General features: G+C 44.0%; 17 protein-coding genes. 10 read left to right on the forward strand and 7 right to left on the reverse strand.

Translation table 11 applies throughout. The features are described 5' to 3' along the window. Nucleotides 1–41: 41 nt before the first annotated feature. The 7 genes from ACXAH6_RS08230 to ACXAH6_RS08260 all read left to right on the forward strand — a co-directional run bounded on the left by ACXAH6_RS08230 (nt 42) and on the right by ACXAH6_RS08260 (nt 9,863). Nucleotides 42–2,213: an ABC transporter permease subunit gene (locus ACXAH6_RS08230; RefSeq protein WP_474876177.1), complete on the forward strand. Its 2,172-nt coding sequence runs from the start codon at nt 42–44 to the stop codon at nt 2,211–2,213. After that, the gene (gene pstA, locus ACXAH6_RS08235) at nt 2,206–3,837 is read left to right on the forward strand and encodes a phosphate ABC transporter permease PstA (RefSeq protein WP_474876178.1); all 1,632 of its coding nucleotides are present in this window, start codon (nt 2,206–2,208) and stop codon (nt 3,835–3,837) included. Before ACXAH6_RS08230 ends, pstA begins: the two co-directional genes overlap by 8 nt. Before the next feature lie 8 nt (nt 3,838–3,845). Continuing rightward, complete coding sequence (gene pstB, locus ACXAH6_RS08240) at nt 3,846–4,652, forward strand: phosphate ABC transporter ATP-binding protein PstB (RefSeq protein WP_474876179.1); 807 nt, start codon at nt 3,846–3,848, stop codon at nt 4,650–4,652. 14 nt (nt 4,653–4,666) lie between these two features. Continuing rightward, entirely contained in the window at nt 4,667–5,383 is a 717-nt protein-coding gene (phoU, locus tag ACXAH6_RS08245; protein WP_474876180.1) for a phosphate signaling complex protein PhoU, read from the forward strand. A 283-nt stretch (nt 5,384–5,666) separates the two neighbouring features. Then, the gene (locus ACXAH6_RS08250; protein ID WP_474876181.1) at nt 5,667–6,938 is read left to right on the forward strand and encodes an inorganic phosphate transporter; all 1,272 of its coding nucleotides are present in this window, start codon (nt 5,667–5,669) and stop codon (nt 6,936–6,938) included. A 126-nt stretch (nt 6,939–7,064) separates the two neighbouring features. Continuing rightward, nucleotides 7,065–8,036 carry a universal stress protein gene (locus ACXAH6_RS08255; protein WP_474876182.1) on the forward strand — a complete coding sequence of 324 codons (972 nt, stop codon included), beginning with the start codon at nt 7,065–7,067 and terminating at the stop codon, nt 8,034–8,036. A 72-nt stretch (nt 8,037–8,108) separates the two neighbouring features. Continuing rightward, a complete protein-coding gene (locus tag ACXAH6_RS08260; RefSeq protein WP_474876183.1) occupies nt 8,109–9,863 on the forward strand; it encodes a metallophosphoesterase in 1,755 nt (584 codons plus the stop codon). A 493-nt stretch (nt 9,864–10,356) separates the two neighbouring features. Here the strand turns inward: ACXAH6_RS08260 and ACXAH6_RS08265 are convergent, their stop codons facing one another. The 7 genes from ACXAH6_RS08265 to ACXAH6_RS08295 form a co-directional block, all read right to left on the reverse strand. Next, entirely contained in the window at nt 10,357–12,285 is a 1,929-nt protein-coding gene (locus ACXAH6_RS08265; protein ID WP_474876184.1) for a bifunctional diguanylate cyclase/phosphodiesterase, read from the reverse strand. A gap of 11 nt (nt 12,286–12,296) precedes the next feature. Next, complete coding sequence (locus ACXAH6_RS08270) at nt 12,297–12,953, reverse strand: transglutaminase-like cysteine peptidase (RefSeq protein WP_474876239.1); 657 nt, start codon at nt 12,951–12,953, stop codon at nt 12,297–12,299. A gap of 225 nt (nt 12,954–13,178) precedes the next feature. Further along, nucleotides 13,179–14,102 (reverse strand): hypothetical protein, encoded by a 924-nt coding sequence (locus ACXAH6_RS08275; protein ID WP_474876185.1) that lies wholly within the window; start codon nt 14,100–14,102, stop codon nt 13,179–13,181. Nucleotides 14,103–14,115: 13 nt separating this feature from the next. After that, on the reverse strand, nt 14,116–14,799 hold the full coding sequence (locus ACXAH6_RS08280) for a hypothetical protein (RefSeq protein WP_474876186.1): 684 nt from the start codon (nt 14,797–14,799) through the stop codon (nt 14,116–14,118). Next, nucleotides 14,792–15,334, reverse strand: coding sequence for an RNA polymerase sigma factor (locus ACXAH6_RS08285; protein WP_474876187.1), 543 nt, complete (start codon nt 15,332–15,334; stop codon nt 14,792–14,794). The genes ACXAH6_RS08280 and ACXAH6_RS08285 overlap by 8 nt, the downstream gene beginning before the upstream one ends. A 209-nt stretch (nt 15,335–15,543) precedes the next feature. After that, the gene (locus ACXAH6_RS08290; protein ID WP_474876188.1) at nt 15,544–16,452 is read right to left on the reverse strand and encodes a LysR substrate-binding domain-containing protein; all 909 of its coding nucleotides are present in this window, start codon (nt 16,450–16,452) and stop codon (nt 15,544–15,546) included. A 179-nt stretch (nt 16,453–16,631) separates the two neighbouring features. Further along, entirely contained in the window at nt 16,632–18,086 is a 1,455-nt protein-coding gene (locus tag ACXAH6_RS08295) for an undecaprenyl-phosphate glucose phosphotransferase (RefSeq protein WP_474876189.1), read from the reverse strand. A gap of 308 nt (nt 18,087–18,394) precedes the next feature. On the opposite strand from ACXAH6_RS08295, the gene ACXAH6_RS08300 reads away from it, so the two are divergent. Genes ACXAH6_RS08300 through ACXAH6_RS08310 form a run of 3 tightly spaced genes read left to right on the forward strand, consistent with a single transcriptional unit; the run spans nt 18,395 to nt 22,386 of the window. Beyond that, complete coding sequence (locus ACXAH6_RS08300; protein ID WP_474876190.1) at nt 18,395–19,585, forward strand: outer membrane beta-barrel protein; 1,191 nt, start codon at nt 18,395–18,397, stop codon at nt 19,583–19,585. A gap of 9 nt (nt 19,586–19,594) precedes the next feature. After that, entirely contained in the window at nt 19,595–20,134 is a 540-nt protein-coding gene (locus ACXAH6_RS08305) for a polysaccharide biosynthesis/export family protein (RefSeq protein WP_474876191.1), read from the forward strand. A gap of 23 nt (nt 20,135–20,157) precedes the next feature. After that, complete coding sequence (locus ACXAH6_RS08310) at nt 20,158–22,386, forward strand: GumC family protein (RefSeq protein ID WP_474876192.1); 2,229 nt, start codon at nt 20,158–20,160, stop codon at nt 22,384–22,386. Nucleotides 22,387–22,406: the final 20 nt, after the last annotated feature.

Consider the following 22,406-nt stretch of genomic DNA (forward strand, 5'->3'; position numbering starts at 1 on the left):
CTGCTCAGCAGTGCAATTGATGCCAATATTTGTGATAGAGAATGACTGCCGTAGCACAACTGAGAAAAATGAATAAGCTGCGACACCGGAAAGACAATCTCGCGAGGCGAGTGATTAGTGCTTTCGGTGGGGCAGTGCTATTAACAATGGTGGTGTTAATTTGGCATCTTGTTTCTCAAGCATGGGGAATAATCAAGCCGCCTGCCATGGCATCGTCGGGCCGTTATAGTGTACCTGCCTCATTTGAACTCAAGGCTATCGACGATATAAAAGAAGGGCAGAGTGCTATTGGGCAGTCTTCTGCATGTCGGCTGGCTCGCCTTGAAGCGAATGGCCGTGAAATGACGCCGGTTTCTCGGTTTGTGCGCCCTTGCACTCACGAACTGAGTGTTGTCTCGTATCTCAATCAACATTATATCGTTGATGTTTCTGCGCAGGGGATTGTGCGGTTGTCTTCTGCTGCTGATATCGGCGCGCATATCGAAACTTCACTAGCGTCGGGGTTGCCCGGTAACCAGTTCAACCATCTAACGTTCAAAATTGATGAACACATTTGGCACAATAAAAGTGAGTGGTCACTTTCGTTAGGTGGTTCATGGGTTGCAGTAAATGTGAATACAAAAGATGCGTCGTCTCGACCAACTCACCATTTGTATTGGGTGAATCGCGAAGACCCAACAGAGCAATACCAATTTCAATTAACCGAGCCGTTGCATGTGTTGCCTTTGCCCAACACACGTCAGGTTTTGGCGATTTATCCGTCGCAAATGACCTTGATAAATCAACACGGTGAGGTGTCGGCTACCATCCCATTGTCTAAACCCGTTGTGAAAGCGTGGACCTTGCCGAAAAACCGAAGTATTTTCTTGCAATATGCCAGCGGAGAACTTCAGCGTTTTGTATTGTTTAATAACCAAGGCGTGTTGACTTATCAGCCGAGTTATTCTTTAGACCTATTTAAAGATGAAAACCCGTTGCAACTATACGCTCACGGTAGCTCGAACGGCGGTTTGATCTTAACCGATCAGCAACGTTTACTATTGTTTAATCGCGTATCTGGCGAGGTGTTGTACCGGTATTCGCTAGCAGAACCCACCTATGCAATGAGTTGGCAGGGAAACCGCCTGTATCTGGCAGAAGCGGGGGCGATTCGGATTTTTAATATTGAAAACTTGGCTGGGATCACAACGTACCGTTCGTTGTTTGAACCTCAGCAGTTTGAAGGGCATGCCGATAACGCATTAATTTGGCAAACCACCAGTGCTACCGATTATCAAGAAAGCAAAATGAGCTTAGTGCCCTTGCTCATTGGCAGTTTAAAAGCCTCTCTACTAGCGTTGTTTATTGCTATCCCCGTTGCCCTTGGAGCAGCCATTTATACCGCGTACTTCGCGCGTTCTCGTGTTAGAGGCTGGCTAAAGCCCAGTATTGAAATGCTGGAGGCTGTGCCTTCGGTACTGATTGGCTTTATTGCGGCCATTTGGCTTGCTCCCTTAGCTGAGCGCTTTTTGTTTTCTTTTGCGTTTTTTCTGATCACCGTACCTCTGATTCTGGTTGCTGCTGCCCTTACACAAAATCGCGTAGCAAAATGGCTGCCAGCGCGTTTGCGTTATGGCACTGAAATACTGATGACTTTCACTGGGGTCTTCTTACTGGGCTATATCAGTATGCAATGGGCGCCAGACTGGCTCAGGCTAATGTTCGACTTTGACTCGGTTAACGGCATTGCAAATTCCACCGATGTGCCTGTTGGCAAAACGACTATTATCGTAGCGATTGCACTAGGCGTGGCGATATCTCCCAGTATTTATTCACTCACTGAAGATGCAATACACGGCGTACCGGCATCGTTGAAACACGCGGCTTATGCGCTCGGAGCAACACGCTTACAAACCCTGCAACATGTGGTGTTGCGTGTAGCCATGCCAGGTATAGTTGCAGCCATAATGCTCGGCCTAGGCAGGGCGTTTGGCGAAACCATGATTGTATTGATGGTGACCGGTAATACGCCAATTGCCAGTTGGGATTTATTTGAAGGCTTGCGGGCGCTTACGGCAAACCTAGCAATTGAACTACCTGAAGCCGACGTGGGCAGTATTCATTACAAAGTGTTGTTTCTCACAGCTTGTATTTTATTTGCTTTTACCTTTGTGATTAATACCTTGGCAGAACTTCTACGACAGCGTTTACGAAGGAATGCCTATTATGATTAATACTAAATCACTGATGGCCATGACCCATATTCAACGCCAGTCGTTTGTGATTAGCCTAACGGCGTTTTTGGCCAGTTTGTTGTTGGTTGTCTTGGTGTGTATTCTCGGGATTATTGTGTATCGCGGTAGTACGTTTTTCTGGCCGGACGATATTTACGAAGTGGTTTATCGCGAGGCGGATGCGTCTACTTCACGGCATATTCAGGCTCAAGTAAGGGTAGAGCGCCAAGGTAGGCTACCCAGTGATGAGCCTCATCACGCTGTCGATCTGCCCATCGGTGAGGCTTTGCCAAGTAATACCATTATTTGGCTGCGTTACTCGTCGGGTACTGTGCCGTTTTCAGAGCAAACTCTAATCGAAGCGTTTCAAGTGAAATCGATGGTGGAAAGCACCAAAAGCGCTGAAATTACGCTGAATGATGGGCGCACGGTACTCGGTGCACCAGAAATGATTGTGTTGCCTAATGGTGATGAAGTCGAGTTAACGCAGTACGCTGTGATAAAAGCGCAAGTTGACGGTATTGAAAGTAAAATTGAAGCAATTAGGCAAAGTGAACTTGCTCCAATTCACTTAAAGTTAGCTGAACTCGACCAGCGCAACGTGGAAGCTGATGCGCCAGCGCGTTTGCGTTTTATTCAAGCTTTTGAAAAATGGCACCGGCAAGTTATCGCTCTGGAAAGTACGCTGGCTGAATACCGCTTGCGGATCAGGTTTATCGATGGTCAGTCAACTTCTTTGGCAGTGACCGATATCCAAGACTTTTGGTATCCCGGCCAGATGGCGTGGTGGCAAAAAATTCAGTATTTACTCTCGAGTTTAGGCAGTTTTCTCTCTGAATCACCTAAACAAGCCAACACGGCGGGAGGCGTATTCCCAGCTTTGTTTGGTACGGTATTAATGGTGTTGTTAATGACCATTATTGTCACGCCATTTGGTGTGCTGGCGGCGGTATATTTACACGAATACGCCCCCGAAAATGCAATGACAACCACAATACGTATTTGCGTTAGTAACATGGCTGGCGTGCCTTCTATCGTGTATGGCGTATTTGGCTTGGGCTTTTTTGTGTATACCTTGGGCGGCCATATCGATGAGCTGTTTTTTAGCCAAGCGTTACCGGCCCCGACCATGGGTAGCCCAGGGGTATTTTGGGCCGCGTTAACCATGGCATTGCTTACTCTTCCCGTAGTGATTGTTGCTACCGAAGAGGGATTGCGCCGGGTACCTGAAGGTTTGAAAAAAGGCAGCTTTGCCCTTGGTGCAACTAAAATTGAGACGATTTGGCATACCGTCATTCCTATTGCTAGCCCGGGAATTATGACGGGAGTCATATTGGCCATTGCAAGGGCGGCTGGAGAAGTCGCGCCATTGATGTTAGTTGGGGCGGTGAAGTTTGCACCTAACTTACCGTTTGATGGTGAATTCCCGTATTTGCATCTCGACCGACAGTTTATGCACCTTGGGGTATTGATATACGACGGCGCATTTCACAGTCAAACCGACGCAAAAGGCGCATCTATGATGTTTGCGTCTTGTTTGTTGCTGTTGGTTGTGGTGTTTGTATTGAATATATTGGCAGTGATTTTGCGAAATCGTCTGCGTAAACGCTATTTACAAGATTAGGTATCAGTATGTTGAATTTGTTTGAACGCGAACACTTGGCGGTCAACGAACTGACCGATGAGCAAACGGCGATCAAAGTGCAAGACCTCAATTTGAAGTTTGGTCAAAAGCAAGTACTGCGCGACATTTCAATGCGTATACCCAAAAACAAAATTACGGCGCTGATCGGACAAAGCGGCTGTGGTAAGTCGACGTTGATCAGCAGCTTCAACCGTATGAATGATTTAGTCAGCGGATGTAGCTATAGCGGCGAAATTTACATTGGTGGGCGCAATATCAACCGCAAGCGTGAAAGTGTGTCTCAGCTTCGCACACGCGTAGGTATGGTATTTCAGCGTCCTAACCCGTTTCCCATGAGTATTTACGATAATGTGTGCTTTGGCCTAAAACTACAAGGCATTAAGGTGAGACGAGAGTTAGACGATGCCGTAGAGCGCGCACTGAAAGAAGCGGCATTATGGAACGAGGTAAAAGACCGTTTATTTGAAACGGCTAACGTACTTTCTGGTGGTCAGCAGCAACGCTTGGTGATTGCCCGAGCTTTGGCATTAAAGCCTGAAATTTTGCTGTTAGACGAGCCTACTTCTGCACTCGACCCACTTACCACCTTGTTTATTGAAGAATTAATGGCTGAGCTGAAGAAGCGCTGTACCATAGTTATTGTGACTCACAATATGCAGCAAGCCGCTCGGGTGTCAGATTACACTGCGTTCTTACACCAAGGTGAACTGGTAGAATACAGTGACAGCGACTCACTGTTTACGATGCCAGAGAAAAAGCAAACCGAAGATTACATAACCGGCCGATACGGTTAAGTGAGGAGTTAAACATGCGACCTTTAGCACTCAATACGCACATCTCTGGCAAATTTAATACTGAGCTTGAAAACCTGCGTAATTCGGTACTGACGATGGGCGGCGAAGTTGAACAGCAACTCATCGATACGCTTGAAGCGATTCAAGACAATAACCCGAGTCTGGCAGAAAAAGTTATTCTGAACGATTTGAAAGTCAATTCAATGGAAGTGCAGATAGACGAAGAGTGCTTGCGGATTATCGCTAAGCGTCACCCAACGGCCAGTGACCTGCGAATGATCATGACAGTGTCGAAAACCATTACTGATATTGAACGTATTGGCGATGAAATAGAGCGCATTGCACGTTTGGTCACCAAACAAAAAATTCCCGAATCGGAAGTGATCAAAAGTAGCATGCTGATGATAGGTAATCGTGTGACCTCGATGATGCGCGGCACGTTTGATGCCATGGCCCGTCAAGACGAACACGCCGCCTTAGAAGTGTATGATCAAGACAACCGCATAGACAGCGAATATAAGCGCTTATTAACGTACACCACCGACGAAATGAAAAAAGACCCAGGCAAAATGCAAGACTGGCTGGAAATACTCTGGGCCTTGCGGTCTTTGGAACGCATTGGTGATCGGTGCAAAAATATCTGTGAGTACATCGTTTATTTAAGCTGTGGTAAAGACGTGCGGCATGGCCCTCTAGAAAATATGCAGCAGAAATTAGCAAACCTGTCATAATTTGGGCCTGTATTGTCACAAAACTGAAATATTTGCTCTAAATGTGTACGTTTGATGACAGCTTAGTTTCAAAAACGTCTAATTCGACGATTTTACTCTATGGCTTCGGCTTGCTTTACGTTATCATGCGCCGCAGCCAAGAAAGATTAGTTTAAATATTAAACAAATAGATTATGACGAAAAGAAAATTCATCGTTAACCTTCGCCTTGGTTGGTTATTGAGTTCATTGCGCGTGAGCGCAGACTATAACTTTAATCGCGTATAGAGCCAGGAGCGATTTCCGTGGAATTCCTACAAAGCTATGGCATGATGCTGATCATCATGGCGGCCGTGGTCGGGTTTATTATGGCCTGGGGTATTGGTGCAAATGATGTTGCCAATGCCATGGGTACGTCAGTAGGGTCGAAAGCCCTCACGATCAAGCAAGCAATTTTCATTGCCATGATTTTTGAGTTTGCCGGTGCCTATTTGGCAGGTGGTGAAGTCACATCAACCATTCGAAAAGGGATCATTGATTCCAATTTCTTTACCGATACGCCAGAACTACTTGTTTTGGGTATGATTGCGTCGTTATTGGCCGCAGGTATTTGGCTCGCAGTAGCCTCATATTTGGGGTGGCCGGTGTCGACTACGCACTCTATTATCGGTGCTATCATTGGCTTTACTGCTACAGGTATCAGTTTTGACGCTGTGTCTTGGGGTAAAGTGGGCGGTATCGTGGGCAGTTGGATTATTACGCCAGGTATTGCAGGCATTATTGCTTACCTCATTTTCATGAGTGCCCAAAAGCTGATTTTTAACACCGCCACTCCGTTTGCCAATGCACGCCGTTATGTCCCTGTATATATGGGCTTTGCGGGTTTTGTGATGTCGCTGGTAACCATTAAAAAAGGGTTAAAGCACATTGGCTTGGAACTATCGGCGATAAATGGGTATTTGTTGGCCCTAGCGATTGCCGTAGCGGTAGCGCTATTAGGCCGCGTCTTCATTGCCCGTCTAAACTTTGCCAAGTCAGATGACGTAGATGTACAAGCTGCGAACATCGAGAAAGTGTTTGCCGTGCTTATGGTTGTTACTGCATGTTGTATGGCTTTCGCGCATGGTTCAAACGACGTAGCGAACGCCATTGGCCCATTAGCTGCAGTAGTTAGTGTAGTAAGCTCAGGCGGTGAAATTAACGCCAGTGCATCGCTTGCAGGATGGATTTTGCCATTAGGTGGCTTGGGGATCGTTGCCGGTTTGGCATTATTCGGTCACCGCGTTATTCGCACCATTGGTCAAGGTATTACCCACTTAACACCAAGTCGTGGTTTTGCTGCTGAGTTAGCGGCTGCATGTACCGTGGTTATCGCATCAGGTACAGGTTTACCCATTTCCACCACACAAACCCTTGTTGGGGCTGTGTTGGGTGTAGGTTTAGCGCGTGGCGTATCTGCACTAAATATTGGTGTAGTGCGCAATATCATTGTGAGCTGGATAGTCACACTGCCTGCGGGCGCTATCTTGTCGATCATTTTCTTCTTCTCATTGAAGGCAATGTTCGGGCTGAGCTAAACACGATTCATTGATTACCCTTGAAATGCCGACGTTATGTCGGCATTTTTATTGAAGGTAACCATGCTGACTTTTTTGTAGCGCAGTATACTTATCACTAATCAGGACGACATGAGGAAACCAGTGATGACAGGCCGATTCGAAAATATTATTTGTATGATGCGTGATACGCACAAGCAGGACGAGCTGATTGCTCAGGCCATACATATTGCCAAAATTCATCAGGCAAAATTGCAACTGGTACTCGCACTCGACAGTTTGCCGGCGAATGCGAGCATGGTCATGAACTCGTTTTCGTACATTGATTCACAGCAGTCTATGAATGACGCAGCGGATAAGTGGATGGAAGAGCAAGTGGCGACCTGGTCAGAAAAGTATCCGCTATCTGGCAAGGTGGTATTTGGTCAGCCATTTGTTGAAGTGGTACATGAAGTTCAGGCGAAAAAGATCGATTTGGTGATCAAGCTTTCAGAAGATACCTTCACCGATAGGTTGTTTGGCAGTGAAGACATGCACTTACTTCGCAAGTGCCCTTGTCCTGTTTGGTTGGTTCATCGCGGTCAAAGCAAGCAATACAATACCGTGGTAGCGGCGGTGGATGTGAATTACCATTATCCTGATCACGAAGTTTCTGTACGCCGTAAACTCAACGAAGAAATTTTGCGTCAAGCAGCACGGGTTGCGTTATTGGAGTTTGCGCAACTGCACGTGGTGCACGTATACGACGTATTTCCTGAACACATCCTCCGAGATGGCTTTATTAGCATAGATGAAAAGCGCTTAGAAGAAGACTTGGTGGCGCTAAAAGCAGAGCGCGAAGCAGAACTTAACGCGCTAGTTGAGCAGTTGTCTGCAGAGCTAGATGACGAAGTGATGGATTTCCTTAAGCCACAATGCCATTTAGTGCATGGTAACGCACGAGTCGAAGTGGCAGACAAGGCAAAAGCACTCAATGCTGATGCAATTGTAATGGGAACGGTAGCCCGCCTAGGCGTACCGGGCTTTATCATGGGCAATACCGCAGAAGATGTGCTAAACCGTATTCACTGCGCCGTGTTGGCATTAAAACCGGAAGGATTTGTATCGCCGGTAAAGTAATTTTGTGATCCTGTCCCCTTTTCGTTAGTTTAACCGTTTACGTGATGTTTAGTTTTTAATAAGGACGGTTAAGTGGTACGTGTGTATTTCATTGTCGCAGCAATATTATTTATTGCTGCTTGTCGACCAGAAACTTCAGTTCATCATGAAGTCGATAAACAAGCCTCAGTTACTCAAATTGCCTTTCTGGCAGATGTTCATTTGCATGACTTTTACGCCGCTGGTGAGCGAGTAGCGGATGACGATCTACCTCTTGATCCTTTGAGCCAAGAACCCTTGCTGATGCGCAGTATGCAAGCACAGCTCAATTCAACTCGGTTGTTTAATGAAAATTACTTTGTGTTTCGTGCTGCACTGGACGACATTGCTAAGCGTGGGATAAAGCTAGTGGCGCTACCAGGCGATTTCTCTGATGATGGGCAGCCAAGTAACGTTATTGCGTTAAATGCCATTCTAGACGAATACAGCCAACATTTTGGTATGCGTTTTTTCTCGATTACGGGTAATCATGACCCAACGCGACCTTTTACACGCGCAGGCGGCAAACGAGACTTCTTGAACAAGCATGGGCAAGAAGTGTCAGTGTACAGCCCTGATCACGACGCCTGTAAAACGAATTCGGCTTGGCAGTGTAATGACGCGCTACGGGAGTGGGGTTATGCAGGTATTGTTGATGCATTATCGGCACATGGTTTTTTTGGTCATGACCACGATCTGTATTTTGAAACGCCGTTTGGGAGTAAAGACTTTTCCAAGCGAGGTTGGCAGTGGTGTGATGACAATCAAGATTGTGTGTTTATGCCTGATGCGAGTTATTTATCTGAGCCGGTAGATGGGGTGTGGTTACTGGCGATCGATGCCAATGTGTACATTCCTAAAGGCAGTTATGCCAATAAGCAATTCAATGGGTCGGGCAATGCGGGGTATAACGCGTTAATCGAGTATAAACCTAAGTTGATGGCGTGGATTGCCGACGTGGTAAAACGGGCTGAAAAACAAGGCAAACGGTTGGTTGCTTTTAGTCACTTTCCGATGACTGATTTTTATGATCATACGCAGCCTGAGTTGGCGTCGTTGTTTGGCGAAACGGGGATGCAGTTAAAGCGTATGCCTACGGCTGAGACGACTCGAGCACTGGTCGAAACGGGCTTAAAACTGCATATGGCGGGTCATATGCATATTTATGATGTGGGTAACGCGGCGTCTGATTCGCTTGTGAATATTCAAGTGCCTTCGCTTGCGGCTTATCAGCCTGGGTACAGTATTGTGCGTTTATTGCCTGATCACGAAGCGGAAATCGAGACGATTATTCTATCTGATGTACCTGATTTTGATAGATTGTTCCCTATTTATGAGCAAGAGTGGGCTTACCGTGAGTCAAAGGGGTTACCTAACTGGGATAAGCGTATTTTAGCGGCGCGTGATTACCTTGATTTTACCGATGGTCATTTAAAAGAAGTGGTGGTGCAGCGTTATTTGGGCCGTGAGTGGCCTGAAAGTTTGGCGTCTTCTATTAAACAATCTTCAGTAAATGAGTTGGTTGGGAGTGCTGGTTGTGCTGTGGGGCCAGAATTAAAAGCGTCGGGCGCGGAGTGGTTAAATGAACCGGCACTACTAATGGCTTTTGATTTCTATCGTTTGCGTGGTGCGGGTCAGTTTGCTGACTTGGATGGTCGTCGTGGCTTTTATCGAGCTTTGGCTACTGAAGTTGGGGCTGGGCGTTGTGCTTCTGACGGTGAGGGGGCGGCGCTTGTGAGGCAATTCTTTGTGTTGCTTGCTGATACTGCGAGTGATGAAGATGTGACGTCGTTGCGGATTTCGTTGTAGTTTGTCTCTTCGTAGCCATTCGCTTGGCAGTGAACAAGTTCGGCTCAGAAACACGCTGTAAACACATCCGTGTGCGCTCGGGTTGCCGCATCCCTGCGGCAAACGGTTTCTGACACGAACTTGCCCACTGCTGGTCGCTCTTCCTTTGTACATGTGCCTCTGTTTCTTCGTAGGCCGCTTGGCAGTGAACAAGTTCGGCTCAGAAACACGCTGTGAACACTTCCGTGTGCGCTCGGGTTGCCGCATCCCTGCGGCAAACGGTTTCTGACTCGAACCTGTCCACTGCTGGTCGCTCTTCCTTTGTACATGTGTCTCTGTTTCTTCGTAGGCCGCTTGGCAGTGAACAAGTTCGGCTCAGAAACACGCTGTGAACACTTCCGTGTGCGCTCGGGTTGCCGCATCCCCGCGGCAAACGGTTTCTGACACGAACTTGCCCACTGCTGGTCGCTCTTCCTTTGTGCATCTGCCTCTGTTTCTTCGTACAGAGCTCGAATTAATTAGACCAAACCACTGGCGCACTGTTGAAATAGCCTTGAGTGTAATCTACGAACAGGCTTTGTAACGTGTCTGCCTCTTCTTGAGTTTCAACCAGTTCTGCAATCACTAATATATTTAAACCGTGGGCAATGTTAACCAATGAACGAACAAAGAATTGGTTGTCTTCTGAGTTCTGAATATCACGTGTAAAGCTACCATCAATCTTGATGAAATCAGGGCGGAGAGTGCGCAAGTGTGTGAACGCCGCAATACTCGTACCCACACGTTCTATCGTGAGTTTGCCGCCAAGCTCCCTGACTTTATCCGCTATCCACTGACAGTTTTGTGGAGCGCGAATTAAGCACTTCTCGTGCAGTTCTATAGTCATGTACTCCGCGAAGCCTGGTTCTGAGGCCACTAATTTAAAGATTTGCTCTAGCATCTCTTCGTCAGCCACGGTATTGGCCGATAAGTTAATGGCCACATGAGAGGTTTTCTCTTTGTGAAGCGCTACAACCTTCTCAATGATCAACAAGTCGAGTTTCGCCGCTACACGCAATCGCTCAGACTCAGGCACTAACTGGGACATTGGTAAGTAGTCGGTACCGTTTTCTGCTCTAAAGCGGGCAAAACACTCCGAATACACCACTTTCTTGTCGAAATCGAATACGCCTTGAATAACAACTTCAACTGCGCGTTGTTCCAAGATTCGACTGAATTCTTCTCGCCAAGCATGCTGGCTTTGGTGAATGGCAATAGCACTGGCGATTTGCCAACGCTCAGGGCTGTTTCTTGCTGTAGTCAGCGCGGCATCGGCTTTTTCAAACAGAGACACTTTGCCCGTTGCTTTGGTGTAATGTGCCGCGCCCATGTGAGCACAACCTTGCACGTAAATAGGTAACTCTTGTTCCTGTAATTCCTCAGATAAATCCTGCATTGCTTTAATACATTGCTGTTCATTAACCGAGCCTAACAAGATCGCAAAATCTCCACCACGTACACGAAATACCTCAGATTCGCCGGGGTAATCATAACGGTAGAGAATATGGCTAACCGTTTTAATGTAGATATCGGCAGTTTGCGCACCTTCAGATTCGTTAACATGGTTTAAGCTAGAAAGACGAACAAGAATGAGGTAACCACTTGTGTTTATCTCATCTTCAGCGAAAGTACGTGCTAACTTATTGTCTAGCGCAAGCTTGTTGCCTAATTGCGTTAACGCGTCGATATAAGCCGTTTGATAATAACTTTCTGCTTGTGCTGTGAGCTCCTTGTGTTGCTTATTCAGAATATTCGCCATTTTATTGATGGCGTTAACCATAAACCGCAATTCCTTGGTTTTAGGCACTGGGTGAATTTCTGAGAAGTCTCGGGCGCTGATTTTTTCTGAAGCCAAAACCACGGCTTTAATTGGGGTTGTAATGAGTTTAAGCAACATGAACAGCAGTACAGCACCAACAACAAACAACAGGGAGGTGAATACAAAAATCTTTTTCGCGTTGGTCCAGAGTTGTGCGTAGCCTAAACCTGGGTGGCTTTTTACTTTTAACGTGCCCGCAATCATCCACCCATTGTTTACTTCAGTTTCTGCTTCTGGCGGTGTTAAAGGGAACAGGCTAACAAACCAGCTCGGTACCATCTCAGGCAGAGGCGGGTTTTCCTTTTCTAGCAAGATTTTTTCTTTCGTATTAGTGAGTACGATAGATTCATAATAACCACGGTCAAAAATGGCATTAACCATAGTGTCTACAATGGGAATATCTGATTCATCACCCAAATAGGGAGAGATTGATAGGCCAAGAGATGTGGCAGTATCCTGTGCGTGAGACAAAAGTTGGTCATCAATGTATTTTCGAGTGCTATCTACGTTTATCCATAACGAACTGATAAATACGATGATCAAAATAAAAATAAAACCAAAACCAAATTGCTTTGAAAGTGACATTCGCTTACCTGCTAGCTTTTATAATCTCGTTCAATACGAGTAGTTAAGTCGTCCCACATATTGTGCTTGGGGCCATTTGATAGTTGTTTTCCTCGGCCTTGTGCTTTTGCTAACCACAATCCTGAACCATTAAAACTGTAAACAGGTAATAAGTCACGGCGTTTAAATGCCGGTAAAATACGCTTGTTTATATTGTCGAGTACCAAAGGTACTGCGTCGGGTTCGGGATAATAAGCTAGCACCATATGTGCTTGGTTGTATTTCAGCGCTTTTACATACATAAAGCGCAGTTTTTCTTCGGCGACACCAAGTGCGCGAAGGCTAAAATATTTGGCGATGGTAAAGTCTTCGCAGTCGCCGCCATTTGTACCTAAGAATTCGATAGGTGTGGCCCAATAATCTTTTTGATGCCAATGATCGATATCATCGACGAAAGGTAATGAATTAAAAAAGCGGTTTACCTCGTACACTTTTTCTTCTTCGTCATCACCTTGCACGTCTTCCATCATCTCTTGCCAGTCTTCAACCCGTTCTACGGCGTTATCACCATACTCTTGTTTGACTTTGGCATAGAGCTCAGGTGTAAACGCAATATTCCCCACCGCAAATAATCGATGCTGGAATATGCACACTAAGGCAATGAGTGCTAACCATCGAATGGATTTCATTGAGGAAATGTTTGTTCGCACTAAGCTGTCCTAGTCATTGGCATTCGAGATGTGAAAAGAGGCAAACGCGAAGTTCATCCTACTTGATTGACTATAGGCGATCAATTAGGGTTTTTGAATTAGCGATAATTAGTGTGGCGATGAAATGGTGGGGGAGAAAATAAAAAACCGCAGACCAAATTCTGCGGCTTTTACTCAGGGAAATCAGGGGATTATGCTATCGATTTAAAAAGCATATACCTTGGCGCTCGCTAATAAACCTTCCACATCAATGCGCTCTTGAACACACTGTTTTACTTTCTGCTTGTTAAATACGTACACCTTGTCTTGAGTTTTGCCTGCAGCACTCTTTGCAAAGTCTTTGATCACAAAACTGATATTTTCAGCATCAGGCACTTCTTTCAACCCTAAGCCGTATCGACACAAGGTATCGCCAACACTGGCTTCAAAGCCGGCAAGAAACGACTTTTCTGCTTTTTCTTGAGCTTCTTTGCGTTTCTTATTGTCTTCTTTTTGCTTGGTTTTCAGTTCTTCGGCTTTTTCTTTCAAGGCCTTTGAACGCTTCTCTACCTGAGCCACTTCTTTTTCCAACTCAGCCATTTCTTTTTTTATTTCAGCCGCTCTTTCTCGCTCGGCAGCACGTAATTCAAACTCATAGTCACGCTTGCGGCGCTCAATTTCTCGCTGTTCCCAAGCCATGTCTCTGAGTTCGCTGGTTAGGTCGCGCAACTCATCACTGCGCTCAGAGAAGACTTCACGTACTATGTGCACAGCTTCGTTGACTTGTTCTTCCCATTCTTGCTCAACAATAAACTCAAAATTGTTTTCGCTCACCATCACTTCGTCGGTAATTACTGCAACAGGAGCTGGCGGCGCAGGCGGAGCAGGAAAGCTAATGTCTTTGCCATTGAATGAAATGGAGTAACCTTTACCGCTGGTATTTATCTCAAATACCACTCCTTGATTGGCTAAGTAAGTCGAGTTAATACTGCGAAGGCGAATACCCGAGCGTCCAGTATCTTGTTGTAGTGAGGTTTTAATCACGCCAGACATAATCTCCAGCTCTTTACTCAGTGAATCTAAATCTTGGGCCATCGCACCGCTGCTAATTGTCGCAGCAATTAGAGTAGCAATAATTGAAGGTTTCATCGGGTACACCTGCTTATTCGACTGAAAGTGAGTAGTTACTATTCGGAAGCGTTGGATTAGTTAAATAAGCTTGATCCAAAGCGTTGATTTCTTGTTGCATCGAGTTGAGTTGACGAGCATAAAAGCGCTGGTCATCATCTCGCTGTTCGTTGATAAACTTAATGAGTTCAGCAAAGTCTTCACGGCGTTCTTGTCGACTAGATGTCAGCAAATACTGCGTGAGTTGAGAACTGTTTTCCTGCTGTTGCGTATGTAGAGCGGCAACGTATTGCGCGAACATTTTTTGGTTCACATCTTGGTATTCTTTCAGCCTTGCCGCGACAACCTGATTAATAGTTTGCTCGTCAACGTGGTTGCCAAAACCCATGGTCACAGTGCCATTGTGACGAGAAACAGAAAACCCAGTGGTTACCATTAGAATGGCTACCACTGAACACGCCATGGATAGAGCGGGCAAGCCTCGCCAATGCCACCACGATGTTTTTTCAGAAACGGGCATAGTACTGTGCATATCCCAAGCTGGAATAGGCATGTCAGGAAACTGCTCTGCCGTAAACATAACTTGATTAGCCGTTTCAACTCGCTCAGCAAAGCTTGTGTCTTGGATGCATAAAGACTCAAAATCACACTGTTCTTGCTCTGATAATGTACCTTCTAACCATTTGGCAAATAGCTGTTCTGCTTTATGATCAGACATTTTCAACCTCCAAATTCAGTTTTAACGTCGACATGGCGGTGTAAAGCCGCGATTTTACCGTGTTGGGGGAAAGGCCCAGTTGGTCGGCAATTTCGTCAAAGGTAAACTGTCCAAAATACTTTAATTCTATAACTGCCCGTTGTGCGATGGGGAGTTTCTGCATCGCGTTAGTTAATGCTTGATTGGTGTTCTCCTGCATCATTGATTGCTCGGGGCAGACTGTTTCACTGATTGGCTCAGGGACATCGTCTAACCCCTGTTCTGGCCGCTTTTTGCGATAAAACTCTATGCATCGATAATGGGCAACACGAAATAACCAAGCTTTAAAGCTGCCGTCACCTCGGTAGTTACTTAGGCTTCTGTAAACAGAAACAAAAATGTCCTGCATAAGATCAGACGCGTCATGCGAGTTTCCCGTCATACGATAGCCATACTGATAGATAGCTTGTTCATAACGCTTTATTAGCGCGAACCAGGCTTTTTTATTCCCTTTCAACGCTTGTTGAATCAATTGTTCGTCGCGCTTTTCGAACACTGCGCCTTCCTCGAGAGTTGAGTTTGCGGTACGTCTCACACGTGGTTTCTGTGATGACATTGATGATGTGCATCACATGCCCCTGACGTTCAATACATACTCTATATTATTGTTGTTTCGCTAAGTACTAAGCCTTAGCTTTTTCTTTTTACAACGGTATAGTCGAGGAAGGTGGCAAAAAAGTTTGGATTTTTTGCCACTTTTTATATTTATTTGAGTGCGGGGATGGGAAGAAGTGGTGAAATGATTTCTGCCACACGGCGGAATAAACGCATACGTGTAGTACCTGAGCGCCAAACTAAACCGATTTCACGGTAAGCTTCTTCTTCTGCAGGGAATTTAGTGAGTTCAGTATTTTTGAGTAGCCCTTGGTTTAAAGCTAGCTCAGGCAAAAAGGTGTAACCGAGTTTGCTATTTGCCAACTGAACTAACGTATAGAGCGAACTTGCAGCTAAGCTACTCACTTGATCTTGATGCTGCAAATTACACGCGCTGACCGCGTGGCCAGTCATACAGTGTTCTTGTTGAAGGAGGAAAATACTTTTCTTTGGCAGTGACGAGATGTCCAACGGCGTTGGTAGGTCATTAGCAAGCTCTTTGTGTGCGACTAAGTGAAAAGGGTCGTGACCCATTACCAATTGCTTGCAGCCGGGAGTTTCCATGGGCAGTGCTAAAATTAGCAAGTCTAATCGGCCATCAGTAAGTTGTTGGAGTAAGTTCTTGGTAGTGTCTTCTTGCAGCTCTAGATTAATTTCAGGCAAAAAGCTCTTAAACGCGCCGAGCATAGCTTCAAACATGAAGGGGGCAATAGTAGGAATAACCCCCAAGCGCAACTTACCGCGCTGCCAGTTTCCTGCATTTTGCGCGTATTCAACCAGTTCACCAGCTTCCTGCAATAGTATTTTTGAGCGTTCAACTACATCTAAACCCAAGGCGGTGAATACAAATGTTTTGTGTTCACGCTCCAGTAGCTGACTACCAAAATGCTCTTCCAAGTTTTGGATCGCCGTACTTAATGTCGACTGACTTACATTGCAACGCTGAGCGGCACGATGAAAATGCTGCTCTTGATGTAGCGTAACTAGGTAATGCAAATGTTTAAGGTTGGGCCATTTCATTGCTACTGCCTATATGAATTAGAAGTTGTATTTTTAATCTATCATATAGATTAGGAGTTGGCTATGTATTTCCTTATTTTCTGTAGTGGCTTCAGTGTAAAAATGTGCGCTTCGGTAATCATTATTGCTAAAAACAAAAAAGCCGGCATAAAGCCGGCTAGTGAACGTTCAACAAAGGGTTAATAAGCATTCTTGTTAGTAAACCCTTTAAATACCGTCATGAAGATAATTTTTAAATCGAACCATACAGACCAACGGTGAATATAGTCTAGGTCGTATTCGACACGTTGTACCATCTTATTAATGGTTTCGGTTTCTCCGCGAAGCCCGTTTACCTGTGCCCACCCAGTGATGCCCGGACGCACTTTGTGCCGTAACATGTAGCCTTTAATTAGCTTACGGTATTCTTCATTGTGCGCCACAGCATGGGGACGAGGACCGACTATAGACATGCGCCCTTGCAATACATTGATAAACTGAGGAAGTTCGTCTAATGAGGTTTTACGCAGGAAAGCCCCAAGTTTAGTGATACGAGGGTCGCCTTTGGTTGCTTGTTTAACCACAGGGCCGTTATCTTGAGTTTTCATCGAGCGGAACTTGTAGACCAGTATTTTTTTCCCATCAAGACCATAGCGCTTTTGTTTGAATATCATCGGTCCTTTTGACGTTAGTTTTACCGCTAGTCCAATGCAGAGCATAGGGAAGGCTAACATGCAAAGTATGATAAAACTCAAAACAATATCTTCTAAACGCTTGAGTACATTGCTCGCGCCTTGGAAGGGCGTATCGTAAACACTTAACGCTTGAACCGAGCCGATACTTTGCCAACGCGCATTAAGCAAGTTGTACATAAAGAAGTTAGGAATAATGTACACATTGGCGGTAGTATCGCTGCACTTCTCCAAAATGTTTTGAATACGGCTTTCGGCAGCCATCGGCAACGCAATATAGATGTAATCGACTTTGTTGTTTTTAGCCTGTTCGATTGCATCTTCTATTCGGCCGAGCACTTGATTTTTGAACTCATGGGGTAGGCGTTCTTCTTGGCGGTCATCGTATAAACCGCGGAAACGAATACCTAGCTGTTCATTCTGGATGATTTGTAAAGCCAAGTTATAACCCAACTGAGTAGCGCCAATAACAATGGCATCACGTGAGTTCATACCACTGCGGCGAATGTGGAACAAAAACTTTCTGAATACAAAACGCCAACTGACCAATGCAACGAAAGAAGACGAAAACCACAGGATAATGGCGGCAGTGGGAATGCTGATATTCTCAACAAAGAAAAAGCCAATTGTCAGCGCAATTAAGCAGCTGAAAAACCAACATACGCCCGCTGCTTTTAACATCTCAGTTGTACGGTGGCCGCGCCATGAGCGATACAAGTCGATTGCTTCTGCAATAAGCTGAAAGGCAATGATAAAGGTGAACAACAGCACTAACCCTAAATTGGTAATGCCTATGCCGTAATAGAACGATGCTAAATAGTATAAAATTGTGACTATTGATAGATCGATCAAACGATAGACCGTTGAGAAACCACTTTGGTGAGGTACAACAAAGCCGTTGTTAGCCCCCCTATTTGATATGGGTGTTTTTATACTTTTTGAAGATATCCCTTCTTTATTCATAGATAAGAACACTTAAAGTTGCGATTTAGCCATTATGCCTTGCATTTTTTAATTTAAATACACTTAACTTTCTTTTTTATGTTTCTATTTTGTTAAAATTTTGCACTGTTTGTGATTGTTTTAAATTTAATCAGAGTTAATACGTAAGTTTCTTTATCCATGAATTTAAATAGCGTAAACTGTAACTAGCTGGAAGCTCATGTCTTAGTGGAAATAGTCGAAGTGCTCATCTTCCACAGAATTCCGGTCAACTAAAAAATTGATTGTGATTTAGACAGCAATATTCGCTAGAAATAAAGGAACTGATTATGCGTAGATTTATTTTTTCTTCGTGCACTACTGCAATGATTCTCTCCCCGAGCGTGTTTGCTCAAGATGCAATGGGAATAGACCTGGGGGGATTTGAACTGATCCCAACTGCAAAAGCCCGTTACGTGTATACAGATAACCTTTTGTATTCCGATCAAGACGAAGTTGAATCGAGTGGACTTGTTGTTACTCCAAGTTTGGTATTATTGAATGAATATGAAGCGAGCAGAGTTCAGTTGGGATACCGACTCCAGCGGGCTAATTACTTCTCCAGCCAAGATGATAACTACACAGACCATTTCCTGAACTTTCTTGTTGATCATGAATTTAATTCTAAAAATAAAGTAGTAGTCGATCTGTTTTTAGAAGACGGACATGACGCCAGAGGTGCGCGTTTTAGTATTGGTAGTGGAGAAACGTTATCAACCCCTGATACGTACAAAAATTCCTCTATTGATGTGACTTATACCTACGGAAGTCTCACTTCTCCCGCACGATTGGATATAAACCTTGGAAGAACAAGTGTTGATTATGATATTGACACCGATGAATATCGCGTTAGAGATCGAGTTGGCAACGTTGTTGGGGGAGTGTTTTATTACGCGGTTGGGGCAGCCACCGATTTGACCCTTGATTATCAGTTTACTGACATGAACTATGACTTCTCCTTAACTGAAGATAGTTCTCTAGATAGTACAGAGAATAAGGTATTGTTAGGTGTTAAATGGGACTCTACCGCTAAAACATCAGGTAAAGCTAAACTTGGTTATCGCGAAAAGAATTTTAGTTCAGCAGTACGAGAAGACTTTAATGGAGTTGACTGGGAAGCCGAGGTTAATTGGCAACCTCAACAAAACTCGACAGTGACTGTTTCTACGGCTTCAAACACATTTGAAACGAATGGCGACGGTGACTTTATTAAAAGTCGCACTTATTCTGCGTCTTGGAAACACCATTGGCTAGAACGATTTAGTTCAGAAGTTGTCTTAAGTTTTGATACAGACGAGTACGTAGGTGCTGTAACGCCACGTGATGATGAAAATACGAATACTCAACTAAAACTCAATTATGAAGCTCGTCGCTGGTTGGTGTTAGGCTTTGAATATAAGTATAGTGAACGGGACAGTACTGTAAATTCAATAGATTATGATCAAAACTCAATTACTTTAATAGCTAGTGTGTCGTTGTAAAGGTGAAGTATGAAGTGGTTTACGTGGGGAGTGTGTTTCCTACTTTTAATATGTTTTAGCTCACTGAGTTTGGCTCAGCCAACATCAATGGAAACATACCGTTTAGGTTCTGGTGATAGAGTTCAAATTTTAGTATATGGGCAGGATGATTTAACTGTTGAGACTAGATTGTCCGATATCGGAGTTTTGAATTATCCGTACCTTGGGGAGATAAAGGTAACGGGCAAGACTATTTCTGAACTAGAGAGCTTAATTTATAATGGTTTGAAAGGCGATTACTTGGTTAGCCCATCAGTATCAGTCTCAATTTTAGATTACCGACCATTTTTTATAAACGGGGAGGTAAAAAAGCCAGGCAGCTATTCTTTTCAACCTGCTTTAACTGTTGATAAAGCAGCAGCTATTGCTGGTGGCTATACTGAACGTGCTTCAAAACAAAAAATAACGATAGTAAGGGAAGATCAAGGAGAGCGAGTAGAGATACTTGCAGAGCCTACCACCGTAGTTCTTCCCGGTGATATCGTTAATATAAAGCAAAGCTTTTTCTAGCAGAAAAATCGGAACATATTAGTATGTCAACAAATGGAACAGGTTTGGTGGACTCGTCACTAGAAGACGACATTGATTTACAGCAATACATTAAAGCAATTTTAAAAAATAAATGGCGTATATTGGCGTTATCGGTAGTTATCACGGTTTTTTCTGCCTTAATTTCTTTATCGATAACTCCTATTTACACTGGCAGCACATCAGTTTTAATTGAATCAACCAATGCAAAAGTGGTTTCGATAGAAGAGATCTACGGTGTTGATACAAAACAAAAAGAATATTTTCAAACGCAATATGAAATTTTAAAGTCAAAAAAAATAGCTGCAAAAGTAATTTCTGATTTGGATTTGGTTAATAACCCATATTTTATTGACCCAAATGCCAAACCAAGCCTTGTTAAACAATTTAAAAATTTAATTAAGGATTGGCTTCCGTTTATGCCACAAAAAAGCACAAACGAGCCAGATGCGGAAGCTATTGAAGATGCAAAATTACGAACTGTAATGGGTAAGTATTTCAGCTCGTTGACTATTTCTCCAGTTCGAAATACCCAAGTAGTTGTAATTGAGTTTGAGAGTGAATCTCCTGAACTAGCAGCGATGATCGCTAATGAAATTGCGGATACTTACATAGAAAGTTATCTCGAGGCAAAATTAGAGATGACTTCAAAGGCCACTAGCTGGCTAAGTGAAAGTCTACAGGGATTACGCGATAAATTGTCCGAATCAGAACAACGGTTAGCTGCATTCTACGAAGATAACCAATTGGTTGATGTAGATGGTGTGGTTGGTCTAGCGAGTGATGAATTACAGCAATTAACCAGAGACTTACTTGAAGCTGAAACAAAGTTAAAGCAAGCAGAGTTAGTCTATGAAGAAGTAAATAAACACAATGGTGATGTCGATGAGCTCTCACGAGTCTCCGAGGTATTAAATCATCCCTCAATTCAAAACGTAAAAAGAGCCGAGCTAGAAGCAGCAAGTCGAGTTTCTGAACTAAGTGAGGTTTATGGACCAAAGCACCAGAAAATGATCTCTGCTATGGCGGAATTGAATTCAATCCGAGCAAGTTTAGCTAAGCAAGTCCGTGATTTGGTTTCGGGGATTACAAATGAATTCAAACAGGCTAAATCTAGAGTCGAAAGTTTAAAAACTTATGTTTCTCAAGCTAAAGTCGAATTTCGGAGGCTTTCAGCTCTTGAAGCTAAGCGCCAAACATTACAGAGAGAAGTTGATATTAATCAACAACTATATGATTCGTTTTTCACCCGATTAAAGGAAACTAATGAGATAGGTGGATTAGAAACGGCCAATGCGAGAGTATTAGATGCAGCAGAAGTCCCTGTGAAACCATCTAAACCAAATAAAGTTCTAATCGTGTTAGCTTCTTTTATTTTAAGTTGTGGGTTTGGGGTTGTTGTTACTCTTGTCCTTGAGGCATTAAACCAAGGTATTCGCTCTGTAGATGACGTTGAAAAGAAACTTAGCCAGCACATGCTTGGGCTTGTGCCATGGCAAAAACATGCTAAAAAGCAAGATCTTCCTCTAAAACAGTATTTTGACCCTGAACATCACGCTTTTAGTGAGTCGATCAGAACATTACGTACTAGTTTAAAGCTGTTAAATCGTGACGCGAAAGTTGTCATGGTAACATCTAGCGTACCAAAAGAGGGAAAAACGACCATCGCGCTCAACTTAGCGTTTGCATTGGGTCAAGTTGGCAGGGTGTTATTGATTGACGCTGATTTACGCAGACCAAGTATTGCTAAACGCTTTGGGTTAGCGGGGTTTCAACCAGGATTAGCAAATCTGATATCTGGTACACACTCTTTGAACGAATGCTTAGTCTCTGAAAAGAGTACAAATATAGATATATTGCCGGCTGGGATGGTTCCTTCAAACCCTCAAGAGTTATTAGGGTCTAATAAGTTCGTGGATTATGTAAATAACTTTAAAAGTGCTTACGACCATATAGTTATTGATACCGCTCCCACTCAAGCGGTCAGTGATGCATTTTTGTTATCAAATGTTGTTGATTCTATTTTATATGTTGTAAAAGCAGATTCTACAAGTGTAAAAGTTATAAATTCAGGACTGGACCGTTTTATGAAATTGGGTAAGCGTATTAGCGGTGTGGTAATTAACCAGTTAGTGGTCAGTAAAAGTGGGTCAGGAATTAACTATTCCGGATTTTATGACTCATATGGTTATCACACGCCTAGTCAAGAATTAAATGACACGCCTAAGAGTTAAATTTGATTAAAGTTTAAAAG

The organism is Alteromonas sp. ABE4_545, from assembly GCF_056161325.1.